At 63.3% G+C, this 16,276-nt stretch carries 14 protein-coding genes; 8 read left to right on the forward strand and 6 right to left on the reverse strand.

Features of this window, described 5'->3' with window-relative positions; genetic code table 11:
- Nucleotides 1–299 precede the first annotated feature (299 nt).
- Both corA and BFX80_RS15000 read right to left on the reverse strand, forming a co-directional pair.
- On the reverse strand, nucleotides 300–1,352 hold the full coding sequence (gene corA, locus BFX80_RS14990) for a magnesium/cobalt transporter CorA (protein WP_084209312.1): 1,053 nt from the start codon (nucleotides 1,350–1,352) through the stop codon (nucleotides 300–302).
- Nucleotides 1,353–2,150: 798 nt separating this feature from the next.
- Nucleotides 2,151–2,705 carry a carboxymuconolactone decarboxylase family protein gene (locus tag BFX80_RS15000; RefSeq protein WP_077379203.1) on the reverse strand — a complete coding sequence of 185 codons (555 nt, stop codon included), beginning with the start codon at nucleotides 2,703–2,705 and terminating at the stop codon, nucleotides 2,151–2,153.
- Between the two features lie 273 nt (nucleotides 2,706–2,978).
- Here BFX80_RS15000 and BFX80_RS15005 point away from each other — a divergent pair, with 273 nt between their 5' ends.
- From BFX80_RS15005 to BFX80_RS15015, 3 genes are all read left to right on the forward strand, one after another.
- Entirely contained in the window at nucleotides 2,979–3,596 is a 618-nt protein-coding gene (locus BFX80_RS15005; RefSeq protein ID WP_084209314.1) for a TetR/AcrR family transcriptional regulator, read from the forward strand.
- Between the two features lie 148 nt (nucleotides 3,597–3,744).
- Nucleotides 3,745–4,752 (forward strand): tRNA dihydrouridine(20/20a) synthase DusA, encoded by a 1,008-nt coding sequence (dusA, locus tag BFX80_RS15010; RefSeq protein WP_084209813.1) that lies wholly within the window; start codon nucleotides 3,745–3,747, stop codon nucleotides 4,750–4,752.
- Nucleotides 4,753–5,228: 476 nt separating this feature from the next.
- Entirely contained in the window at nucleotides 5,229–6,626 is a 1,398-nt protein-coding gene (locus BFX80_RS15015) for a peptide MFS transporter (RefSeq protein WP_084209315.1), read from the forward strand.
- A gap of 144 nt (nucleotides 6,627–6,770) precedes the next feature.
- Here the strand turns inward: BFX80_RS15015 and BFX80_RS15020 are convergent, their stop codons facing one another.
- Nucleotides 6,771–7,796: a succinylglutamate desuccinylase/aspartoacylase family protein gene (locus BFX80_RS15020; RefSeq protein WP_077379197.1), complete on the reverse strand. Its 1,026-nt coding sequence runs from the start codon at nucleotides 7,794–7,796 to the stop codon at nucleotides 6,771–6,773.
- A gap of 310 nt (nucleotides 7,797–8,106) precedes the next feature.
- On the opposite strand from BFX80_RS15020, the gene BFX80_RS15025 reads away from it, so the two are divergent.
- The 4 genes from BFX80_RS15025 (at nucleotide 8,107) to BFX80_RS15040 (ending at nucleotide 10,552) form a co-directional block, all read left to right on the forward strand.
- Nucleotides 8,107–8,877 (forward strand): sulfite exporter TauE/SafE family protein, encoded by a 771-nt coding sequence (locus BFX80_RS15025; RefSeq protein WP_240499597.1) that lies wholly within the window; start codon nucleotides 8,107–8,109, stop codon nucleotides 8,875–8,877.
- Between the two features lie 100 nt (nucleotides 8,878–8,977).
- Nucleotides 8,978–9,319: a DOPA 4,5-dioxygenase family protein gene (locus BFX80_RS15030; protein ID WP_084209316.1), complete on the forward strand. Its 342-nt coding sequence runs from the start codon at nucleotides 8,978–8,980 to the stop codon at nucleotides 9,317–9,319.
- A 73-nt stretch (nucleotides 9,320–9,392) separates the two neighbouring features.
- Nucleotides 9,393–9,884, forward strand: coding sequence for a CreA family protein (locus BFX80_RS15035; protein WP_077379193.1), 492 nt, complete (start codon nucleotides 9,393–9,395; stop codon nucleotides 9,882–9,884).
- Between the two features lie 176 nt (nucleotides 9,885–10,060).
- Nucleotides 10,061–10,552: a pyridoxamine 5'-phosphate oxidase family protein gene (locus BFX80_RS15040; RefSeq protein WP_084209317.1), complete on the forward strand. Its 492-nt coding sequence runs from the start codon at nucleotides 10,061–10,063 to the stop codon at nucleotides 10,550–10,552.
- Nucleotides 10,553–10,759: 207 nt separating this feature from the next.
- Here the strand turns inward: BFX80_RS15040 and adhP are convergent, their stop codons facing one another.
- Complete coding sequence (gene adhP, locus BFX80_RS15045) at nucleotides 10,760–11,788, reverse strand: alcohol dehydrogenase AdhP (protein ID WP_169477233.1); 1,029 nt, start codon at nucleotides 11,786–11,788, stop codon at nucleotides 10,760–10,762.
- A 270-nt stretch (nucleotides 11,789–12,058) separates the two neighbouring features.
- Nucleotides 12,059–13,579 carry an acetaldehyde dehydrogenase ExaC gene (gene exaC / locus BFX80_RS15050; RefSeq protein ID WP_084209318.1) on the reverse strand — a complete coding sequence of 507 codons (1,521 nt, stop codon included), beginning with the start codon at nucleotides 13,577–13,579 and terminating at the stop codon, nucleotides 12,059–12,061.
- 439 nt (nucleotides 13,580–14,018) lie between these two features.
- Between exaC and BFX80_RS15055 the strand changes: the two genes are divergently transcribed.
- A complete protein-coding gene (locus BFX80_RS15055) occupies nucleotides 14,019–14,825 on the forward strand; it encodes a response regulator (protein ID WP_084209319.1) in 807 nt (268 codons plus the stop codon).
- 50 nt (nucleotides 14,826–14,875) lie between these two features.
- Here BFX80_RS15055 and BFX80_RS15060 read toward each other — a convergent pair whose 3' ends face one another.
- Nucleotides 14,876–16,192, reverse strand: a complete 1,317-nt coding sequence (locus BFX80_RS15060; protein WP_240499598.1) for an Nramp family divalent metal transporter — start codon at nucleotides 16,190–16,192, stop codon at nucleotides 14,876–14,878.
- Between the last annotated feature and the right edge of the window lie 84 nt (nucleotides 16,193–16,276).

Here is a 16,276-nt window from a genome sequence, read left to right on the forward strand (position 1 = left end):
GGGCACCTCGAACATGCGGGAGCAGACGCGTCGCGGCATCGACCGTCTGCTTCCGGACTAGACCGTGAAGCGTCTGGCCTGCGTGGCGCAGTCAGGCGATTCAGGTTCGCGCTCAGGTAGTTGCACTGCTCATCCCACCGGGTCCCGGTGACTGGTCTGCATGGCGACACCCGCACGCGCGGTTTCGCCGTCGGCCCATCCCGGGCCTCGGTGGCGATCTTCAGTGTAGTAATGCAAGCTATTTGCGCGCCTGGCCGTCTCACGACGCCAGGCGCTTTTTTTTGCCATTGATCAGCGACTTACAACCACTTCTTCCACTTGAAGAACAGGTAGGTCGAGAGAGCCGATGCCCCCATCAGGCACAGCGCGAAGGGATAGCCCCAGTCCTTGTCCAGCTCCGGCATCCAGTGGAAGTTCATGCCGTAGATGCTGGCGATCAGGGTCGGTGGCATGAACACCACTGCCGCGACCGAGAAGATCTTGATGATGCGGCTCTGGTCGAGGTTGGTGAAACCGATCGAGGCATCCAGCAGGAAGTTGACCTTCTCGAAGATGAAGGTGGTGTGCGGATTGAGCGAATCCACATCGCGCAGCATGTCGCGAATTTCCTGACGCCGAGCCTTGTGATGCGGCTCGGCGGGCAGATGGCGCGTCAGCTGACGCAACAGCCGCTGACTGTCCAGCAGGGCCTGGCGCACCTTGTCGTTGTAGCGCTCCTGCAGCAGGATGCCATGCAGGGTGTCCTCCAGCGATTCAGGGTGCACCGCCTGCTTGCCCAGTACCTCCAGCGCGCGATAGATGTCCTCGATCTCATCGGCCAGGTAATCGACCTTCATCGCCAGCAATGCCAGCAGCACGTCCCAGCCATCCTGGGGACTCAGGCGCTGGCGACGCAGATGATTGCGGAACAGCCGCAACAGCCCGATCTCCTCGTGACGCATGCTGATCAGCTGCCGCCCGTGCAGATGGAAGGCGACGTTGGCGGTCTGCGGTTCGCGCCCCCTGCGATGGGGAAACAGCGAGACGACATGGATGCCATCGCCGGCCAGATAGAATCGCGAGGACGACTCGATCTCCTCGAGCTCCTCGATCTTCGGCAGCTCCACGCTGAACTGCTCGCTCACCCAGCGCTGCTCGGCCTCATCGGGCTGGCAGAGGTCGATCCACAGCACATCGCCACGCACCAGTACCGGAGGTGCCAGCTCATCACTGGCCAGCCGCTCGGCATGCAGGGCGCTGGCCTGCTCATGGCTGTCGGCGAGCTGCGGCGCCTCGCCGTCGGACATGTCGGGCAGCACGATCTGCTCGCCACGCAGGCGCCCGTCTTCATGAAGGCGATAGAGGGTAATCATGCACGGTCCCGTGTGAATGACCTGAAGGAAGGGCCATTCTAGACGAGATACCGGGAGTGCGGGGCCTGACAGAGGCAGGAGAAAGGCGCGACAGACGCTGACAGCCGTGACACCGCCAAGAAAAAGGGCGACTCGAAGAGTCGCCCGAAGACCGTGACTAGCTTGATGAGGAGAAACCTGAACAGGGGCCTGACTCCGCTGTTCTGGCCATCGCGTTCCATGGCGGGAAACGATGACCCAAGATTATGCCCTGACAGATCGTCCGTCAATACCAATGAGAATTATTTTCATTAACCATTGAGACAGCGTTTATCTCACCATCACGGCTGGCCTCCATCGATGAGCTGACGTATCATGCCGCCAGAATATCAAGGTCGTGACTGGCCTGATGAGACGCCCGCCTCGGACCTGACATCCACACTCTGGCGGGCACGAAGCACCGCTCGACTCGCAAGCCTTCCTCCCTGTCATTGGCAGAGGGAAAGCGAATGACTCGAGAAGCGCTTCCGGACGCCTCCCTCGTGCAAGCGAAGGAGGCGTCTTTTTTTGCGCATGAAAAAAGCGGCTCACCCGTGAGGGGAGCCGCTGGCAAGGACCGTAAAACGTCTGATGAGAAGCCTCCCGGAAAGGGGCCTGACTCCACTGACCGGGGCACCGCTGCCCATGGCGGGGAAGCGATGGCCCCAGATTAGGTCGCGAGCACGCGTCCGTCAACACTAATGAGAAATATTTTCATTAAGATTGAGTGACGGCGCGCTTCACCCCTCTCGCAGGTCATGCATCATCCGTTCTGCGGCTTCAGCCTTGCTTGTGCCATTCAAACTTCTTGAACGGCTCGTCGATCGGCGTCTCGGCCAGGTGATTGGTGTAGTTGCTCATCACCTTCTGGGACAGGCCAAGAACCACTTCCAGCACGTTGCGCTTGGTGTAGCCGGCATCGAGGAAGGTCTGCACGGTAGCGTCATCGACGAAACCACGCTCACGCACCACGGCCAGCGTGAAGGTGCGCAGGGCTTCCAGGCGCTCGGTCGGCAGCGGCGTCTCGTTGCGCAGCGCCTCGGTGATGGCGTCATCCACCTTCATCGCCTTGGCGATACCGGTGTGTGCCGGCACGCAATAGTGACAGTTGTGCTCGACATTGATGGTCTGCCACACCACGGTGGTCTCTTCATCATTGAAGCTGCTGTCGAGGAACAGCTGGTGCAGCACCTGATAGCCTTCCAGCAGGCCCGGCGCCTCTGCCATCACCGCGTGCAGACCCGGCACCATGCCGAAGGCCTTGACGGACTTGTCGAGCAGCGGCTTGCTGTCCTGCGGGGCGGTATCGGCAGTGTGCAGCGTGAAATCGGTCATGATGACTCCTTCAATATGATGGACGAGATGAGCGCATTGGCAGGGCTGGGGAGGCGTCGTGAACGTCGTCGCTACCCGTGATGATGAGCAATTGCTCAAAAAAAGACCTGCTCATGCGCTTCACTACGTTGTCGTGGGACACACTAGCTGGATTTGAGCGGTCATTCAAGTTAAAATTGAGTACTCACTCAATACCTTGCTCCTCGGGACCAGCCTCCCCTCCACACTGTGTGGAGTCAGGCGACACTCGCGAGCCCCATCGTCAGGACAGCCATGCCACGCGCGACCTTGCACAACCGCCAGGACTCCCTCGACCGGGCGCTGAATCTCTTCTGGCAGAAGGGCTTTCATGCCACTTCGCTGAAGGACATCGAGCGCGCGCTCGACATGCGTCCCGGCAGCATCTACGCCACCTTCGGCAGCAAGGATGGCCTCTTCCAGGAAGCGCTGGAGTGCTACTCCGCGCGCAGCCTGCGCGAGATGGAAAGCCTGATGGCCAGCCACGACTCGCCCTTGACCGCCCTCGCCGCCTACATCCGCAAGCTCGGCGGACTGCGTGACAGCGAAGTCCCGTCACGCGCCTGCATGCTGGCCAAGAGCCTGCTGGAACTCGGTGAGCGCGAACAGGCCGCCCGCGACAAGGTCGAGACACTGCTCGCCGGCATGGAAGCCCGCTTCCGCCAGGCCTTCGCGGACGCCCGCGACGCCGGTGAACTCGTCGACCCCGAGCGCCCCGCGCACCAACCGGAACGTCTCGGTCGCCGCCTGCAGGCCGAAGTCATGGGCCTGCGCGCCTACGCCCAGCGTGAAGGCGAAAGCGACGCCGTCCGCCAGCTCGCCGAAGACATCGCCCAGGATATCGAGGCGCTGAAGGTCAACAACACGCATTGAGCCATGAGCGGAGCAATGGCTCGCGGCTCCCTCTGACTCGGCGCTTCGCCTCACATGCTGCTAGAATCACCGCCCGCTTGTCTCGACAGCGCCTGCACCTGATGCTCCGTCCCCTGCTCCCACACCAGCCGATATGACTGCCATGCCGATGACACCGATTGACCGCACCTTTTCCGTTGCGCCGATGATGGAATGGACGACCCGTGACTACCGCGCCTTCGCGCGCGTGTTGAGCCGGCGTACGCTGCTGTACACGGAGATGGTGACCACCGGGGCATTGCTGTTCAATCCGGACCGCGAGCGCTTCCTCGGTCACGACGAGACGGAGCATCCGCTGGCGTTGCAGCTGGGCGGCAGCGACCCTCAGGCGCTGGCCGAGTGTGCGGCGATCGCCGAGAGCTGGGGCTACGACGAGGTGAACCTGAATGTCGGCTGCCCGAGCGATCGCGTGCAGAACAACATGATCGGTGCCTGCCTGATGGGGCATCCGGAGCTGGTGGCCAAATGCGTGGCGGCGATGCAGGCGCAGGTGAAGATTCCGGTGACGGTGAAGTGCCGCATCGGGATCGATGATCAGGATGAGGACGCCGATCTCGAGCGCTTCATCAGCACCGTGGCCGACGCCGGCTGCGACACATTCAGCGTGCATGCACGCAAGGCGTGGCTGCAGGGCCTGTCGCCGAAGGAGAACCGCGATGTGCCGCCGCTGAACTACGGCCGCGTGCACCGTCTCAAGCAGGCGCACCCGTCCTTGCATATCGGCATCAACGGCGGTCTCAAGCAGATGGATGAGCTGCACGAGCAGCTGGAGCATGTCGACAGCGTGATGGTCGGCCGTGAGGCGTACCACAACCCCTGGTTGCTGGCGACGGTGGACAGCGAGCTGTACGGCGAGGCCGAGAACCCGCACACCAGCCGCCACGATGCGCTGCGTGCCTTCCGCCCCTACATCGAGAAGCGTCTCGCCGAGGGCGTGCGCCTCAATCACATCAGCCGCCATCTGCTGGGGCTGTTCCAGGGCCAGCCGGGCGGACGCCAGTTCCGCCGCCATGTCTCCGAGAACGCCCACAAGCCGGGCGCGGGCATCGAGGTGATCGATGACGCCATGGCCCGCGTGCCGGAGCACCGGCCCGAGACACAGGTCGAACAGGCCTGATCCGGTAGCCTCTGTCCCTTTCCTCAGGAACGCAGCATTTCCAGAAGACCGTCCACTGACACCCGGCCCATGTGCCGGGTGTCGTCGTTCTGGCATTCCCATGTTCTCTACGTCCCAAACGATCCGTCGATCCGTCGAGCCGTCGAGCCAGCGACCGGCAGCCCCTATCGCGAAAGGCGCGATGACAGAACATTCACAGATGCCGAAACACGCAACCCTGCGTCGCTGTATAAGCTGATAACTCCTTTAATACCAATGACATGCATGACTTTCGTTTGATTGTCTGACAAGGGCGTCTCGCGCAGAATGACTGACCATGCGGACAACAACAGGTCACGTCATCGTCACGTCGTGCTGACGTGTTGACGGCCATACAACGGCTCCGTCACCGGCTTCCCCCACAGACCTGTGGACCGGTCCATGCAGTCCCCCATCACGGACTGCGCTGCTCATGCTGACACATCCTTCGAGGTTCCATGTCCACATCCTCCCCCTCCGGAGCCAACAGCCGTGAGCTGTTCGGGCACCCGGCCGGACTCTATCTGCTGTTCTCCACGGAACTGTGGGAACGCTTCTCCTACTACGCCATGCGCGCCCTGCTGGTGCTCTATCTCACCGATGCCGTCACCAGCGGCGGGCTGGGCTGGAATCAGGGCGATGCCCTGCAGCTGTATGGCATCTTCACGGGGCTGGTATACATCACGCCGATGTTCGGCGGCGCACTGGCGGACAACTGGCTGGGCGCACGCCGCGCGATTCTGATCGGGGGTCTGATCATGGCGGCCGGCCAGTTCGTGCTGGCCGTGCCACCGGACATGAGTGGTCTGGATGCCGAGATGCTGCTGTACGTCGGTCTCGGCCTGCTGATCGTCGGCAACGGCCTGTTCAAGCCCAACATCTCGACGATGGTCGGCGATCTCTATCCACAGGGCGATCACCGTCGTGATGGCGCCTTCACCATCTTCTACATGGGCATCAACCTCGGTGCGCTGCTGTCAGGTATCGTCGCGGGCTCCATGGCCGAAGGCTATGGCTGGAACGCCGGCTTCCTAGTGGCGGGTATCGGCATGCTGCTGGCGGTCGCCATCCAGCTGATCTTCGCGCCACGCCATCTGGGCGAGCTCGGCGTGGAGCCCAGCGCCAGACGCGAGGCTCGCCTGAGCAAGAGGAGCACCACCAGGACACCGCTGAGCCGCGAGGAGCGCGATCGCATCAAGGTCATCCTGGTGCTGGGTCTGTTCACCATCCTGTTCTGGGCCGGTTTCGAGCAGGGCGGCGGCCTGATGGCACTGTACGCGCAGGACTACACCGACCGCATGCTGATGGGCTTTGAAGTCCCGGCGGCCTGGTTCCAGTCGCTCAACCCGCTGTTCATCATCCTGCTCTCGCCACTGCTGGCGGGACTGTGGACACGCATGAATGACCGCGAGCCCAGCTCACCGGTCAAGTTCGCCTTCGGCCTGATCGCCCTCGGCATCGGTTTCGTGTGCATGATCGGCGCGGTGCTGGAGCAGAAATCTGCGGGCAGCGCCTCGATGATGTGGCTGGTCGGTGCCTTCTTCTTCCACACCCTGGGCGAGCTGTGCCTGTCGCCGGTGGGGCTGTCGATGGTCACCAAGCTGTCGCCGGTTCGCATGGGCGCGCTGATGATGGGCGCCTGGTTCGCCTTCGTGGCACTGGCCAACTACCTGGCCGGGATGATCGGCTCGCTGGTCGGCGAAGCCGGCGCCATGAGCGTGTTCGGTGGCATCGCCATCACCGGCGTGCTCGGCGGCCTGCTGTTGCTGGTGTTCGCCGGCAAGCTGGTCGACTGGATGCACGGCGCGGAATCGCGTCATGACGGCCCGCTCGAGCCCCAGACCAGCCACGGCTGATCTCGCAGTCGTCGTCATCTTCACTGGCGACGACGACACGACAGGCTGCTGCAACAACGCAAACGCCCCGCTCATTGAGCGGGGCGTTTGCGTTGTCACTGCCAGCAACAGGGCCATTAAGTGGCCTGAAGTGAAACAAACCGCCTAGATGGAGTCCGGCACGAACAGCTGCTGGAAGTTGTCGACGGCGCTCTCGGCATCATCGATCGCATGGAAGCGCGCCACGTGATAGAGCGCCTCGCCCTCGTTGGCCAGCGGCAGATTGGCCATACCGATGATGATGCCATCCGCCGGCGACAGCACCTCGCTTTCGCTGTTGCCGAAGGGGTCGGCGACGATGCCCAGCACCTGATGCTTCTCGACGCGGTCTCCCAGACCCACGCGGCTCTGGACGATGCCATCGATGGAGGCGCGCGCCCAGCTGGAGCCGTTGGACATCTCCACCGCGCGGGAGCTGGGCTTGCGGTCGCGGTCCTTGGCCAGCATGCCGATGGAGCGCATCACGCGCTTCACGCCGCTGACACCCGGACGAATCGCCCACTCATCGAAGCGCAGCGCCTCGCCGGCCTCATAGGTGATGACCGGCACGCCACGGCCACTGGCATAGGCGCGCAGGCTGCCTTCACGCAGCTCGGCGTTCAGCAGTACCGGTGCACCGAAGGCATCCGCCATCTGGCGCGTGGCGTCGCTGCCGCTCATGGTGGCGCGAATCTGCGGCAGGTTGGTGCGATGAATCGCGCCGGTGTGCAGGTCGATGATGTGGGTGGCCTGATCGGCGATCTGCTCACGGAACAGCGCCGCCACCCGCGAGCCCAGCGAACCGCTCTCGCTGCCCGGGAAGCAGCGGTTGAGGTCCCGGCGGTCCGGCAGGTAGCGCGTGTGCTGCACGAAGCCGAAGACGTTGACGATGGGCACCGCGATCAAGGTGCCGCGCAGCCGCGCGAGGCTGGAACTCTTGAGCAGGCGACGCACGATCTCGACACCGTTGATCTCGTCGCCATGGATGGCACCACACACCAGCAGCACCGGGCCGGGCTGACGGCCATGCACCACCTCGACGGGGATATGCAACGGCGCGTGGGTGTAGAGCTTGGCGACAGGCACATCGACCTGGGCCCGCGTTCCCGGCGCGATGCGGGTACCGCTGATTTCAAATGGAGCGCGTGACATCGCCACCTCAGAGATTGTTCGACCAACGAGCGACAGGCGTCGTGACAGCTCCTGCCAGATCAGGCTGCTCGCCCAGTGTCTCGAAAGAAAACACTGTGCGACATGCGCCTTTTAGCGCATTGGTGCGTCAAGGGAAAGACTTCATTGCAGCGTGTCGGGATGAAGACCGGACGGAATTGTTCAACAATGGCATGACGCCGACGGCGTGACGACACCTGACCACGACATGGCGAGCACGATATGACGGGAGCGACATGGCGAGAATGACACGCCCCGGCCTCGTCCTGACTGCCACTGACAAGAGCTGCCCGTGACCGATCTTCTCGACTCTCTGCTGACCCTGCCCGATTACTCCGCCCTGGCCTGGAGCGTGATCGTCTTCTCGACCTACCTGACCGGCATCTCCAAGGGCGGCTTCGCCGGCGGGTTCGGCTCGCTTTCCGTGCCGCTGATGGCACTCGCCATCGGTCCGCTGGAAGCGGCCGGCATCCTGCTGCCGCTGTTGATCGTGATGGACTTTCTCAGCGCTCGCGCCTGGTGGGGCAAGCAGCTGTGGTCGGAGGTGCGCATCATCCTGCCCAGCGCCGCCATCGGCATCGCGGTGGGCGTGGTGCTGTTCGATGAGCTGAACGAGAACATGATTCGTGGCTTGCTGGGCGTCATCTCGCTGCTGTTCGCCGCCTACATGCTGTTCAAGCCCACCGCGAGGAACCCGCTGCCGCGCTGGCTGGCCATTCCTGCCGGTGCCACGGCCGGCTTCACCAGTTTCTTCGCCCACGCCGGTGCCCCGCCCTACAACCTGTACATGATTCCGCGTCAGCATCCCAAGGAGACCTTCATCGCCACCACGGTGATCATCTTCGCAGGCATGAATCTGATGAAGCTGGGCCCCTACGTGGCGCTGGGCGAGGTCAACCTCACCAGTCTGTCCACCTCGCTGCTGCTGGTGCCGGTGGCCTGGGCAGGTGTCAGGAGCGGCCTGTGGCTGCAATCCCGCGTCAACGAGAAGCTGTTCTTCCGCCTGATCATCCTCGCGATGGCGCTGGTCGGCGTGCAGCTGATCTACAAGGCCTGGGGCTGATCTCCGCGCGCCATCACGCCTGGCGACCTCTGCCGCCAGCCAGCATGACCTTCTGGGCCACGCTTTCAGACAGACATTCGAGAATGACCGGGGCAACGCCATGACACCGCAGATCCACTACTACCACGCACATCTCTACTACACCGATGAGCAGAGTCTGGCCGCCGCTCGCGAGCTGGCGGCCCGCGCCGAGCAGCACTTTCCGCTGCGCGTCGGTCGCTTCCATGAGCAGCCGGTAGGCCCGCACCCGCTGTGGAGCTGTCAGCTGTCCTTCGCTCCCGAAGACTTCGGGCGCATCATCCCGTGGCTGGCGCTCAATCGCGGCACGCTGGACATCTTCGTGCACGCCGGAACCGGTGATGATCTCTTTGATCACACCCAGGGCGTGATGTGGCTGGGCAGCTCCCACCTGCTGAATCTGCACGTCTTCGGCGATGAGTGAGGCCCGGACGTCGCCCGACACGCTATCATCGCCTTGCCGCTTCCGCCTTACCCACTGACTCAAGGATGACCCCATGACTCGACTGCGCCGCCTATCCCCTCGTGCCGCCCTGCTGGGCGTGATCGCCTCTGGCCTGCTGCTGGCCGGCTGTGACGACAATGAGGTCGGGGATGTCTCGCTGGGCCTGTTCACCACCAAGGACATCAAGATCGAGAGCCTGATCGACCCCAAGGTGCCGGGCGTGACCTGTCACCTGAGCAACATCGAGGCGAATCTCGATTTCTCCGACCCCTCCGACATGAGCATCGCCTGCCGCCAGACCGGCCCGATCACCCCGGCGATGCTCGCCGACATCGACACCTCCAAGAGTGGCGAGGAGGTCTATCGCAAGTCCAAGAGCGTGCTGCTCAAGAGCCTCAAGATCCGGCGCATTCTGGACCGTGACTCCCAGAGCCTGCTCTACATCGCCTACAGCACCAAGGAAACCAGCGGTAGCTTCAAGCATGCGCTGAGCAGCGTGCCGCTGTGGGGCAGCGAGGCCTGGCAGGCACCGGCAGCGCAGTGAGCCGCCCGGGCGCCTGAATCAAGCCCCGATTGATCAAGCGCTGATTCATCAAGTGCTGACTCATCAAGTGAAAGCTTCACCATCATCCCTTGAAGTTGCGGGGTGTCGCTCCAAGGTCTTGTTCAACGGCTAGCCAGCCGGATTTTCATTCGCATGAGGCAAAGGAGTGACACACGATGTCGAGCCCGGAGCACAAGCAGAAGATCTGGAAGCTGATCAAGGATGTGAAGGTCGGCATGTTGGTGACGCAGGGTGACGGCATGCCACATGCCCGCCCGATGCATCTGGTGCAGGATGACTATGACGGCACCCTGTGGTTCTTCACGCGAGCCAGTGCCGAGAAGGTGTTTGAAGCAAAGAAGGACAGCGAGGTCTGCCTGAGCTTTTCCGATCAGGATGATGGCGTCTATGTGTCGCTGAGCGGTCATGCCAATCTGCACCGCGATCAGGGCCTGATCGACAAGTTCTGGAATCCGTTCGTGGCCGCCTGGTTCCCGGAAGGCAAGGATGACCCCGATGTCACTCTGCTGGAGGTCAAGGTGCAATCCGGTGAGCACTGGAAGGCCAAGGAGAGCAAGGCGTATCAACTCTATGAGATTGCGCGCGCCAACCTCGACAAGGACCACACCCCGGACATGGGTGAGAACGAGAAATTCGGCACGGTATGAGCAGAAGCCCGAGCTCGTCATGGAGAGCTCCTTGAAGTGCCCGCGTAAGAGTTGACGCACACGGCCATGCCAGACACGACAACGCCAGCCCGAGGGCTGGCGTTGTCGTGTCTAGTCTCCTGCCGCCTGCCGAATCCTGCCGAATCCTGCCGAATCCAGCAGACCTGTCGTCGGTGGAGAGAGTTCAAGTTCAGGACAGTGAACGCCTCAAGACTTCATGTCGAGCACGATGCGCCCTTCGATCTTGCCGTCGATCATGCGCCCGAAGATGTCATTGATGTCCTCGAGCCTGCCGGTCTGCACGGTGGCCGCGACCTTGCCTTCCGCGGCGAAGTCCAGCGCCTCCTGCAGGTCCTGACGCGTACCGACGATGGAGCCACGCACCGTGATGCCGTTGAGCACCGTGGAGAAGATCGGCAGCGGGAAGTCACCCGGCGGCAGGCCGTTGAGCACCAGGGTACCGCCACGGCGCAGCATGTTCTGGGCCTGATCGAAGGCCTTGGGCGACACCGCCGTCACCAGTGCGCCGTGCGCGCCGCCGATCTCGCGCTTGATGACGGCTGCCGGATCTTCCTTCATGGCATTCACGGTCACGGTGGCCCCCAGACGGCGGGCCAGATCCAGCTTGGCATCATCGACATCCACCGCCGCCACGTTCAGGCCCATGGCGCGGGCGTACTGCACCGCCATGTGACCCAACCCGCCGATCCCCGAGATCACCACCCACTGACCGGGGCGAGTGTCGGTCATCTTGAGCCCCTTGTAGACCGTGACCCCGGCACACAGCACCGGCGCGATCTCCACGAAGCCCACGCTGTCCGGCAGACGCCCCACGTAGCCGGCATCCGCCAGCGTGTACTGGGCAAAGCCGCCATTCACCGAATAGCCGGTGTTCTGCTGGCTCTCGCACAGCGTCTCCCACCCTCCCAGACAGTGCTCGCAATGGCCACAGGCCGAGTAGAGCCAGGGCACCCCGACCCGGTCGCCTTCCTTGACGTGGGTCACACCCTCGCCCACCGCCGCGATGGTCCCCACTCCCTCATGTCCCGGGATGAACGGTGGGTTGGGCTTCACCGGCCAGTCGCCATGCGCGGCGTGCAGGTCGGTATGACAGACCCCGGAGGCGGCGACCTCGACCAGAATCTCGCCACGCCCTGGTCGCGGTACCGCGACTTCCTCGATCACCAGCGGTGCACCGAATTCACGTACCACGGCGGCTTTCATGCTGTTATCCATGATGGACTCCTCATTCATTGTCGAAAGACGAACCTTGGAAAGGCGAGCCAGAGATCAGGCGGAGAGTGCGATCCCGTCCGGTCGTGAGCGAGGGGCAGTGTTCGCGCACGCCCCGGACCTGCCTCTTCATTGAAACCAGACGCGGTGCTCCCTGCCCTGCGCCAGATCAAGCAAGTCGGATCTGGCGCGGGCATCGAGAGGAATTCCTCGAGGAGGCATCGCGGGAGGTGGATTCAGCGCCACTAGCCTCGGTGGCGCTGACGGACAGGCCTAGAAGAAGCCGAGCGGATTGATGTCGTAGCTGACCAGCAGGTTCTTGGTCTGCTGGTAGTGTTCCAGTGCCATCTTGTGGGTCTCGCGACCGACACCGGATTTCTTGTAGCCACCGAAGGCGGCATGGGCGGGATACTGGTGGTAGCAGTTGGTCCACACGCGACCGGCCTGGATACCGCGGCCCATGCGGAAGGCGACGTTCATGTCGCGACTCCAGACACCGGCGCCGAGACCGAATTCGGTATCATTGGCGATGGCCAGCGCCTCGGCCTCGTCGCGGAAGGTGGTGACGGCGACCACCGGTCCGAAGATCTCCTCCTGGAAGACACGCATCGCGTTGTGGCCCTTCAGCAGGGTCGGCTGGATGTAATAGCCGTTGGCCAGCTCGTTCTCCAGCTGCTCGCTGCTGCCGCCGGTGAGCACCTCGGCCCCCTCCTCACGGGCGATATCCATGTAGGACATGATCTTGTCGAACTGCTCGCGAGATGCCTGGGCGCCGACCTGCACGTCGGTATCCAGCGGATTGCCGCGCTTGATGGTCTTCACGCGCTCCATCACACGGGCCATGAAGTCGTCGTAGATGCTTTCCTGGATCAGGGCGCGTGACGGGCAGGTGCACACCTCGCCCTGATTGAAGAACGCCAGCACCAGCCCTTCGGCAGCCTTGTCGATGAACTCGGGCTCGGCATTCATGATGTCGGCGAAGTAGATGTTGGGGGACTTGCCGCCCAGCTCCACCGTGGAGGGAATGATGGTCTCCGCGGCGCACTTGAGGATGTGCGAGCCCACGGGGGTGGAACCGGTGAAGGCGATCTTGGCGATGCGCTTGCTGGTCGCCAGTGCCTGTCCGGCCTCGGCGCCATAGCCGTTGACGATGTTGAGCACCCCTGCCGGCAGCAGGTCATTGATCAGTTCCGCCAGCACCAGGATCGAGGCCGGGGTCTGTTCCGCCGGCTTGAGCACCACGCAGTTGCCCGCCGCCAGCGCCGGGCCGAGCTTCCAGGCCGCCATCAGGATCGGGAAGTTCCACGGGATGATCTGCCCCACCACCCCCAGCGGCTCGTGGAAGTGATAGGAGACGGTATTGGCATCGATGTCCGCCGCGGTGCCCTCCTGGGAGCGCAGGCAACCGGCGAAGTAGCGGAAATGATCCGCTGCCAGCGGGATATCAGCGTTCAGCGTCTCGCGCACCGCCTTGCCGTTGTCCCAGGTCTCGGCGACCGCCAGCATCTCGAGATTCTGCTCGATGCGATCCGCGATCCTGAGCAGGATGTTGGAGCGCTCCTGCACCGAGGTCTTGCCCCAGGCGGGGGCTGCCTTGTGGGCGGCGTCCAGCGCGAGATCGATGTCTTCCGCACTCGAGCGCGGGATACGGCAGAACACCTCACCCGTCACCGGACTGACATTGTCGAAATATTCCCCCTTGACCGGCTCGACGAAACGCCCGCCGATGTAATTGCCGTAGGTGTCCTTGAACGTGACCAGCGCGTCGGCGCTGCCCGGGGAGGCGTAGATCATGGCGAACTCCTGTGGGTCGGATTCACGAGTGGCGCTCGTGATCGACGACCTGTTGTTGTAAGTCACGTGGACAGGAGATGGCGCTCCTGTCCCTCGCCTGACCGTCAACGACTGCATCAATGACTGCATCAAGAACTGCTTGATCAGGCGACCCTCACAGTCTTGTTCACTTGTGGCATTCGCGACATGCGCCCATGGGCGGAAACCGTCTCATCCCTTGGGAGGAGAAAAGGGAGAGACCCGGCAGGCAAGAAAGATGGGACAGGAAGACAGAGGAAGAAAGGAAAGACAGGCCATACCGCGAAGGCCGCAAGGCACGACACCACGCCATGACGTTATGCTCAGGGTAGCTATTGTCAGCAAGGTCATGATCAGGAAAGCCATGGCCTGGAACGTCATGACCAGAACATCGCCCGCCAACGACCGGCCAGGAGCCTTCATGTACCGTCTGCTGATCGCGGATGACCATCCGCTGTTCCGTGATGCCATCAGTCGTACCCTGAATCTGGCCGTCGCTGACGGCTCTACGCCAGAATACGAGCTGCTGCAGGCCGCCAGTCTCGAGGAAGCGCTCAGCGTGATCGCTCATCATGCTGACAGTCTCGACCTGCTGCTGCTGGATCTCGACCTGCCCGACAGCCACGGCCTGGAAGGCCTGGCGCGCCTGCGCGAGGAGGCAGACTGGCTGCCGGTGGCGATTCTCTCCGCCCACGAGGCGCGCGAGACGGTACTCGAGGCATTGGCGCTCGGTGCGGTGGGGTATCTGTCCAAGTCGAGTTCGGCGCAGACCCTGCGCGATGCCCTCGCACGCATGCTGGCCGGGGAGGTCTACGTGCCTGCCCAGTTGATGCGCGCTGCGCCGCGTCCAGCGCCGCTCTCAGCATCATCTGCATCAGCATCATCGGCACCAGCATCATCGGTACCAGTGCCACCGCCAGCGCCCCGACTGGCGCCGAGCCTCAGCGATGCTGAATTCGCGCGGCGCTGGCAGACCCTCACCACCAAGCAGCGCGGCGTGCTGGAGCGCATGGTGCTGGGCGAGTCCAACAAGATGATCGCCTGGCAGCTGGGCGTGGCGGAGACCACCGTCAAGTCGCATGTCTCCGCCATCCTGCACAAGCTGGGGGTCGCCAGCCGGGTGCAGGCGATCCTGCTGGCCAGCCACGCCCTGCCTGCCGTGTCAGGCCCGAGTGAGGCCTCTGCCGCCCCACGACGCGAAACGCCCCGGTCCAACGCTCACGAATGAGGCGCGAACCGGGGCGTTGCCCATCAGGTGTCGGGACAGAGTGACTCGCCCTACATCAGCTCCCCGACCAGCACATAGCCATTGAGCAGGATGATGATCGCCGCCACCAGCATGCCGATGGCCGTCACCCAGTGCCGATTGACCAGGTCCCCCATCAGGCGGCGATTGGCGGTGAACATCAGCAGCGGCACCAGCGCGAAGGGAATCCCGAAGCTGAGTACCACCTGGCTTGCGACCAGCACCTGCTGCTCCGGCAGCCCCATCAGGATGATGGCGATGGCCGGTGCCATGGTGATCACGCGGCGCAGCCACAGCGGAATGCGGAAGTTGACGAAGCCCTGCATCACCACCTGCCCGGACAGGGTGCCGACGATGGACGAGGACAGCCCCGCCAGCAGCAGCGTGAAGCCGAAGATCAGGCTCGCGGCATTCTGGCCCATCAGCGGCGACAGCAGCTTGTAGCTCTCGGTGATGGAAGCCACGCCGGTCTCACCATTGCCATGGAAGACCTTGGCGGCCAGCACCAGCATCGCCATGTTGATCAGCCCCGCCAGCGCCATGCCAATGATCACATCGAGACGGTAGTAACCCATCACGCGACGACGCTGACCGCTGTCACGCACCCGGATGCGGTTCTGGGACAGCGCGGAATGCAGGTAGATGACATGCGGCATCACGGTGGCACCCAGGATACCCGCCGCCAGGAAGATGGCATGGCTATCCGGGAAACCTGGTGTCAGCAGGCCGTAGATGATCGGCTCCACCGGCGGACGACTGAGGATGATCTCGAGCAGGAAGCCCGCCGACACCGCCAGAATCATCGCCCCGATGATCATCTCCATCATGCGGAAGCCGTAGCGCTGCATCACCAGCACCGCGTAGGTGATGGCACCGGTCAACAGCGCCCCTTCCAGCATGCTGAGCCCGAACAGCAGATTGAAGGCCAGCGCCGCGCCGAGAAACTCGGCCAGATCGGTGGCGATGGCCACGATCTCCGCCTGCACCCAGAAGGCCCAGACCACCGGACGCGGGAAGCGCTCACGGATGACTTCCGCCAGATTCTTGCCGGTGGCCAGCCCCAGCCGGGCGGACAGGGTCTGGATCAACATCGCCATCAGGTTGGCCCACAGCACCACCCACAGCAGGGTATAGCCATAGCGGGAGCCGGCCTCGATGTTGGTCGCGAAGTTGCCGGGGTCGATGTAGGCGACGGCGGCGATCATCGCCGGGCCGAGAAACGGCAGCGCGCGACGCAGGCGTCCCGCAAGGGACAGAGGGGATGCGGTGCGCACACCGCCGGCAGCAGAGGCTTCACCTTCACTGCCCAGCGACATGCTGGCGGCATGACGTACGGATTTATCGGACATGATATTCAGCATGGGGGGGAAACCTGCCAGATCAATGGCCCGCGAACAGAGAAAGGGTGTGCGGGATGTCATGACACGAGGATA

The sequence above is a fragment of the Cobetia marina genome, from assembly GCF_001720485.1.
Lineage (GTDB): Bacteria > Pseudomonadota > Gammaproteobacteria > Pseudomonadales > Halomonadaceae > Cobetia > Cobetia marina.

What these genes read in the sequence shown, in the direction of transcription:
- BFX80_RS15030 (WP_084209316.1), top strand. Translation starts at nt 8,978, where the DNA reads ATGACACCGCAGATCCACTACTACCACGCACATCTCTACTACACCGAT.
- adhP (WP_169477233.1), bottom strand. Translation starts at nt 11,788, where the DNA reads ATGGATAACAGCATGAAAGCCGCCGTGGTACGTGAATTCGGTGCACCG.
- BFX80_RS15040 (WP_084209317.1), top strand. Translation starts at nt 10,061, where the DNA reads ATGTCGAGCCCGGAGCACAAGCAGAAGATCTGGAAGCTGATCAAGGAT.
- corA (WP_084209312.1), bottom strand. Translation starts at nt 1,352, where the DNA reads ATGATTACCCTCTATCGCCTTCATGAAGACGGGCGCCTGCGTGGCGAG.
- BFX80_RS15035 (WP_077379193.1), top strand. Translation starts at nt 9,393, where the DNA reads ATGACTCGACTGCGCCGCCTATCCCCTCGTGCCGCCCTGCTGGGCGTG.
- BFX80_RS15005 (WP_084209314.1), top strand. Translation starts at nt 2,979, where the DNA reads ATGCCACGCGCGACCTTGCACAACCGCCAGGACTCCCTCGACCGGGCG.
- BFX80_RS15055 (WP_084209319.1), top strand. Translation starts at nt 14,019, where the DNA reads ATGTACCGTCTGCTGATCGCGGATGACCATCCGCTGTTCCGTGATGCC.
- BFX80_RS15000 (WP_077379203.1), bottom strand. Translation starts at nt 2,705, where the DNA reads ATGACCGATTTCACGCTGCACACTGCCGATACCGCCCCGCAGGACAGC.
- BFX80_RS15020 (WP_077379197.1), bottom strand. Translation starts at nt 7,796, where the DNA reads ATGTCACGCGCTCCATTTGAAATCAGCGGTACCCGCATCGCGCCGGGA.
- exaC (WP_084209318.1), bottom strand. Translation starts at nt 13,579, where the DNA reads ATGATCTACGCCTCCCCGGGCAGCGCCGACGCGCTGGTCACGTTCAAG.
- dusA (WP_084209813.1), top strand. Translation starts at nt 3,745, where the DNA reads ATGACACCGATTGACCGCACCTTTTCCGTTGCGCCGATGATGGAATGG.
- BFX80_RS15060 (WP_240499598.1), bottom strand. Translation starts at nt 16,192, where the DNA reads ATGTCCGATAAATCCGTACGTCATGCCGCCAGCATGTCGCTGGGCAGT.
- BFX80_RS15015 (WP_084209315.1), top strand. Translation starts at nt 5,229, where the DNA reads ATGTCCACATCCTCCCCCTCCGGAGCCAACAGCCGTGAGCTGTTCGGG.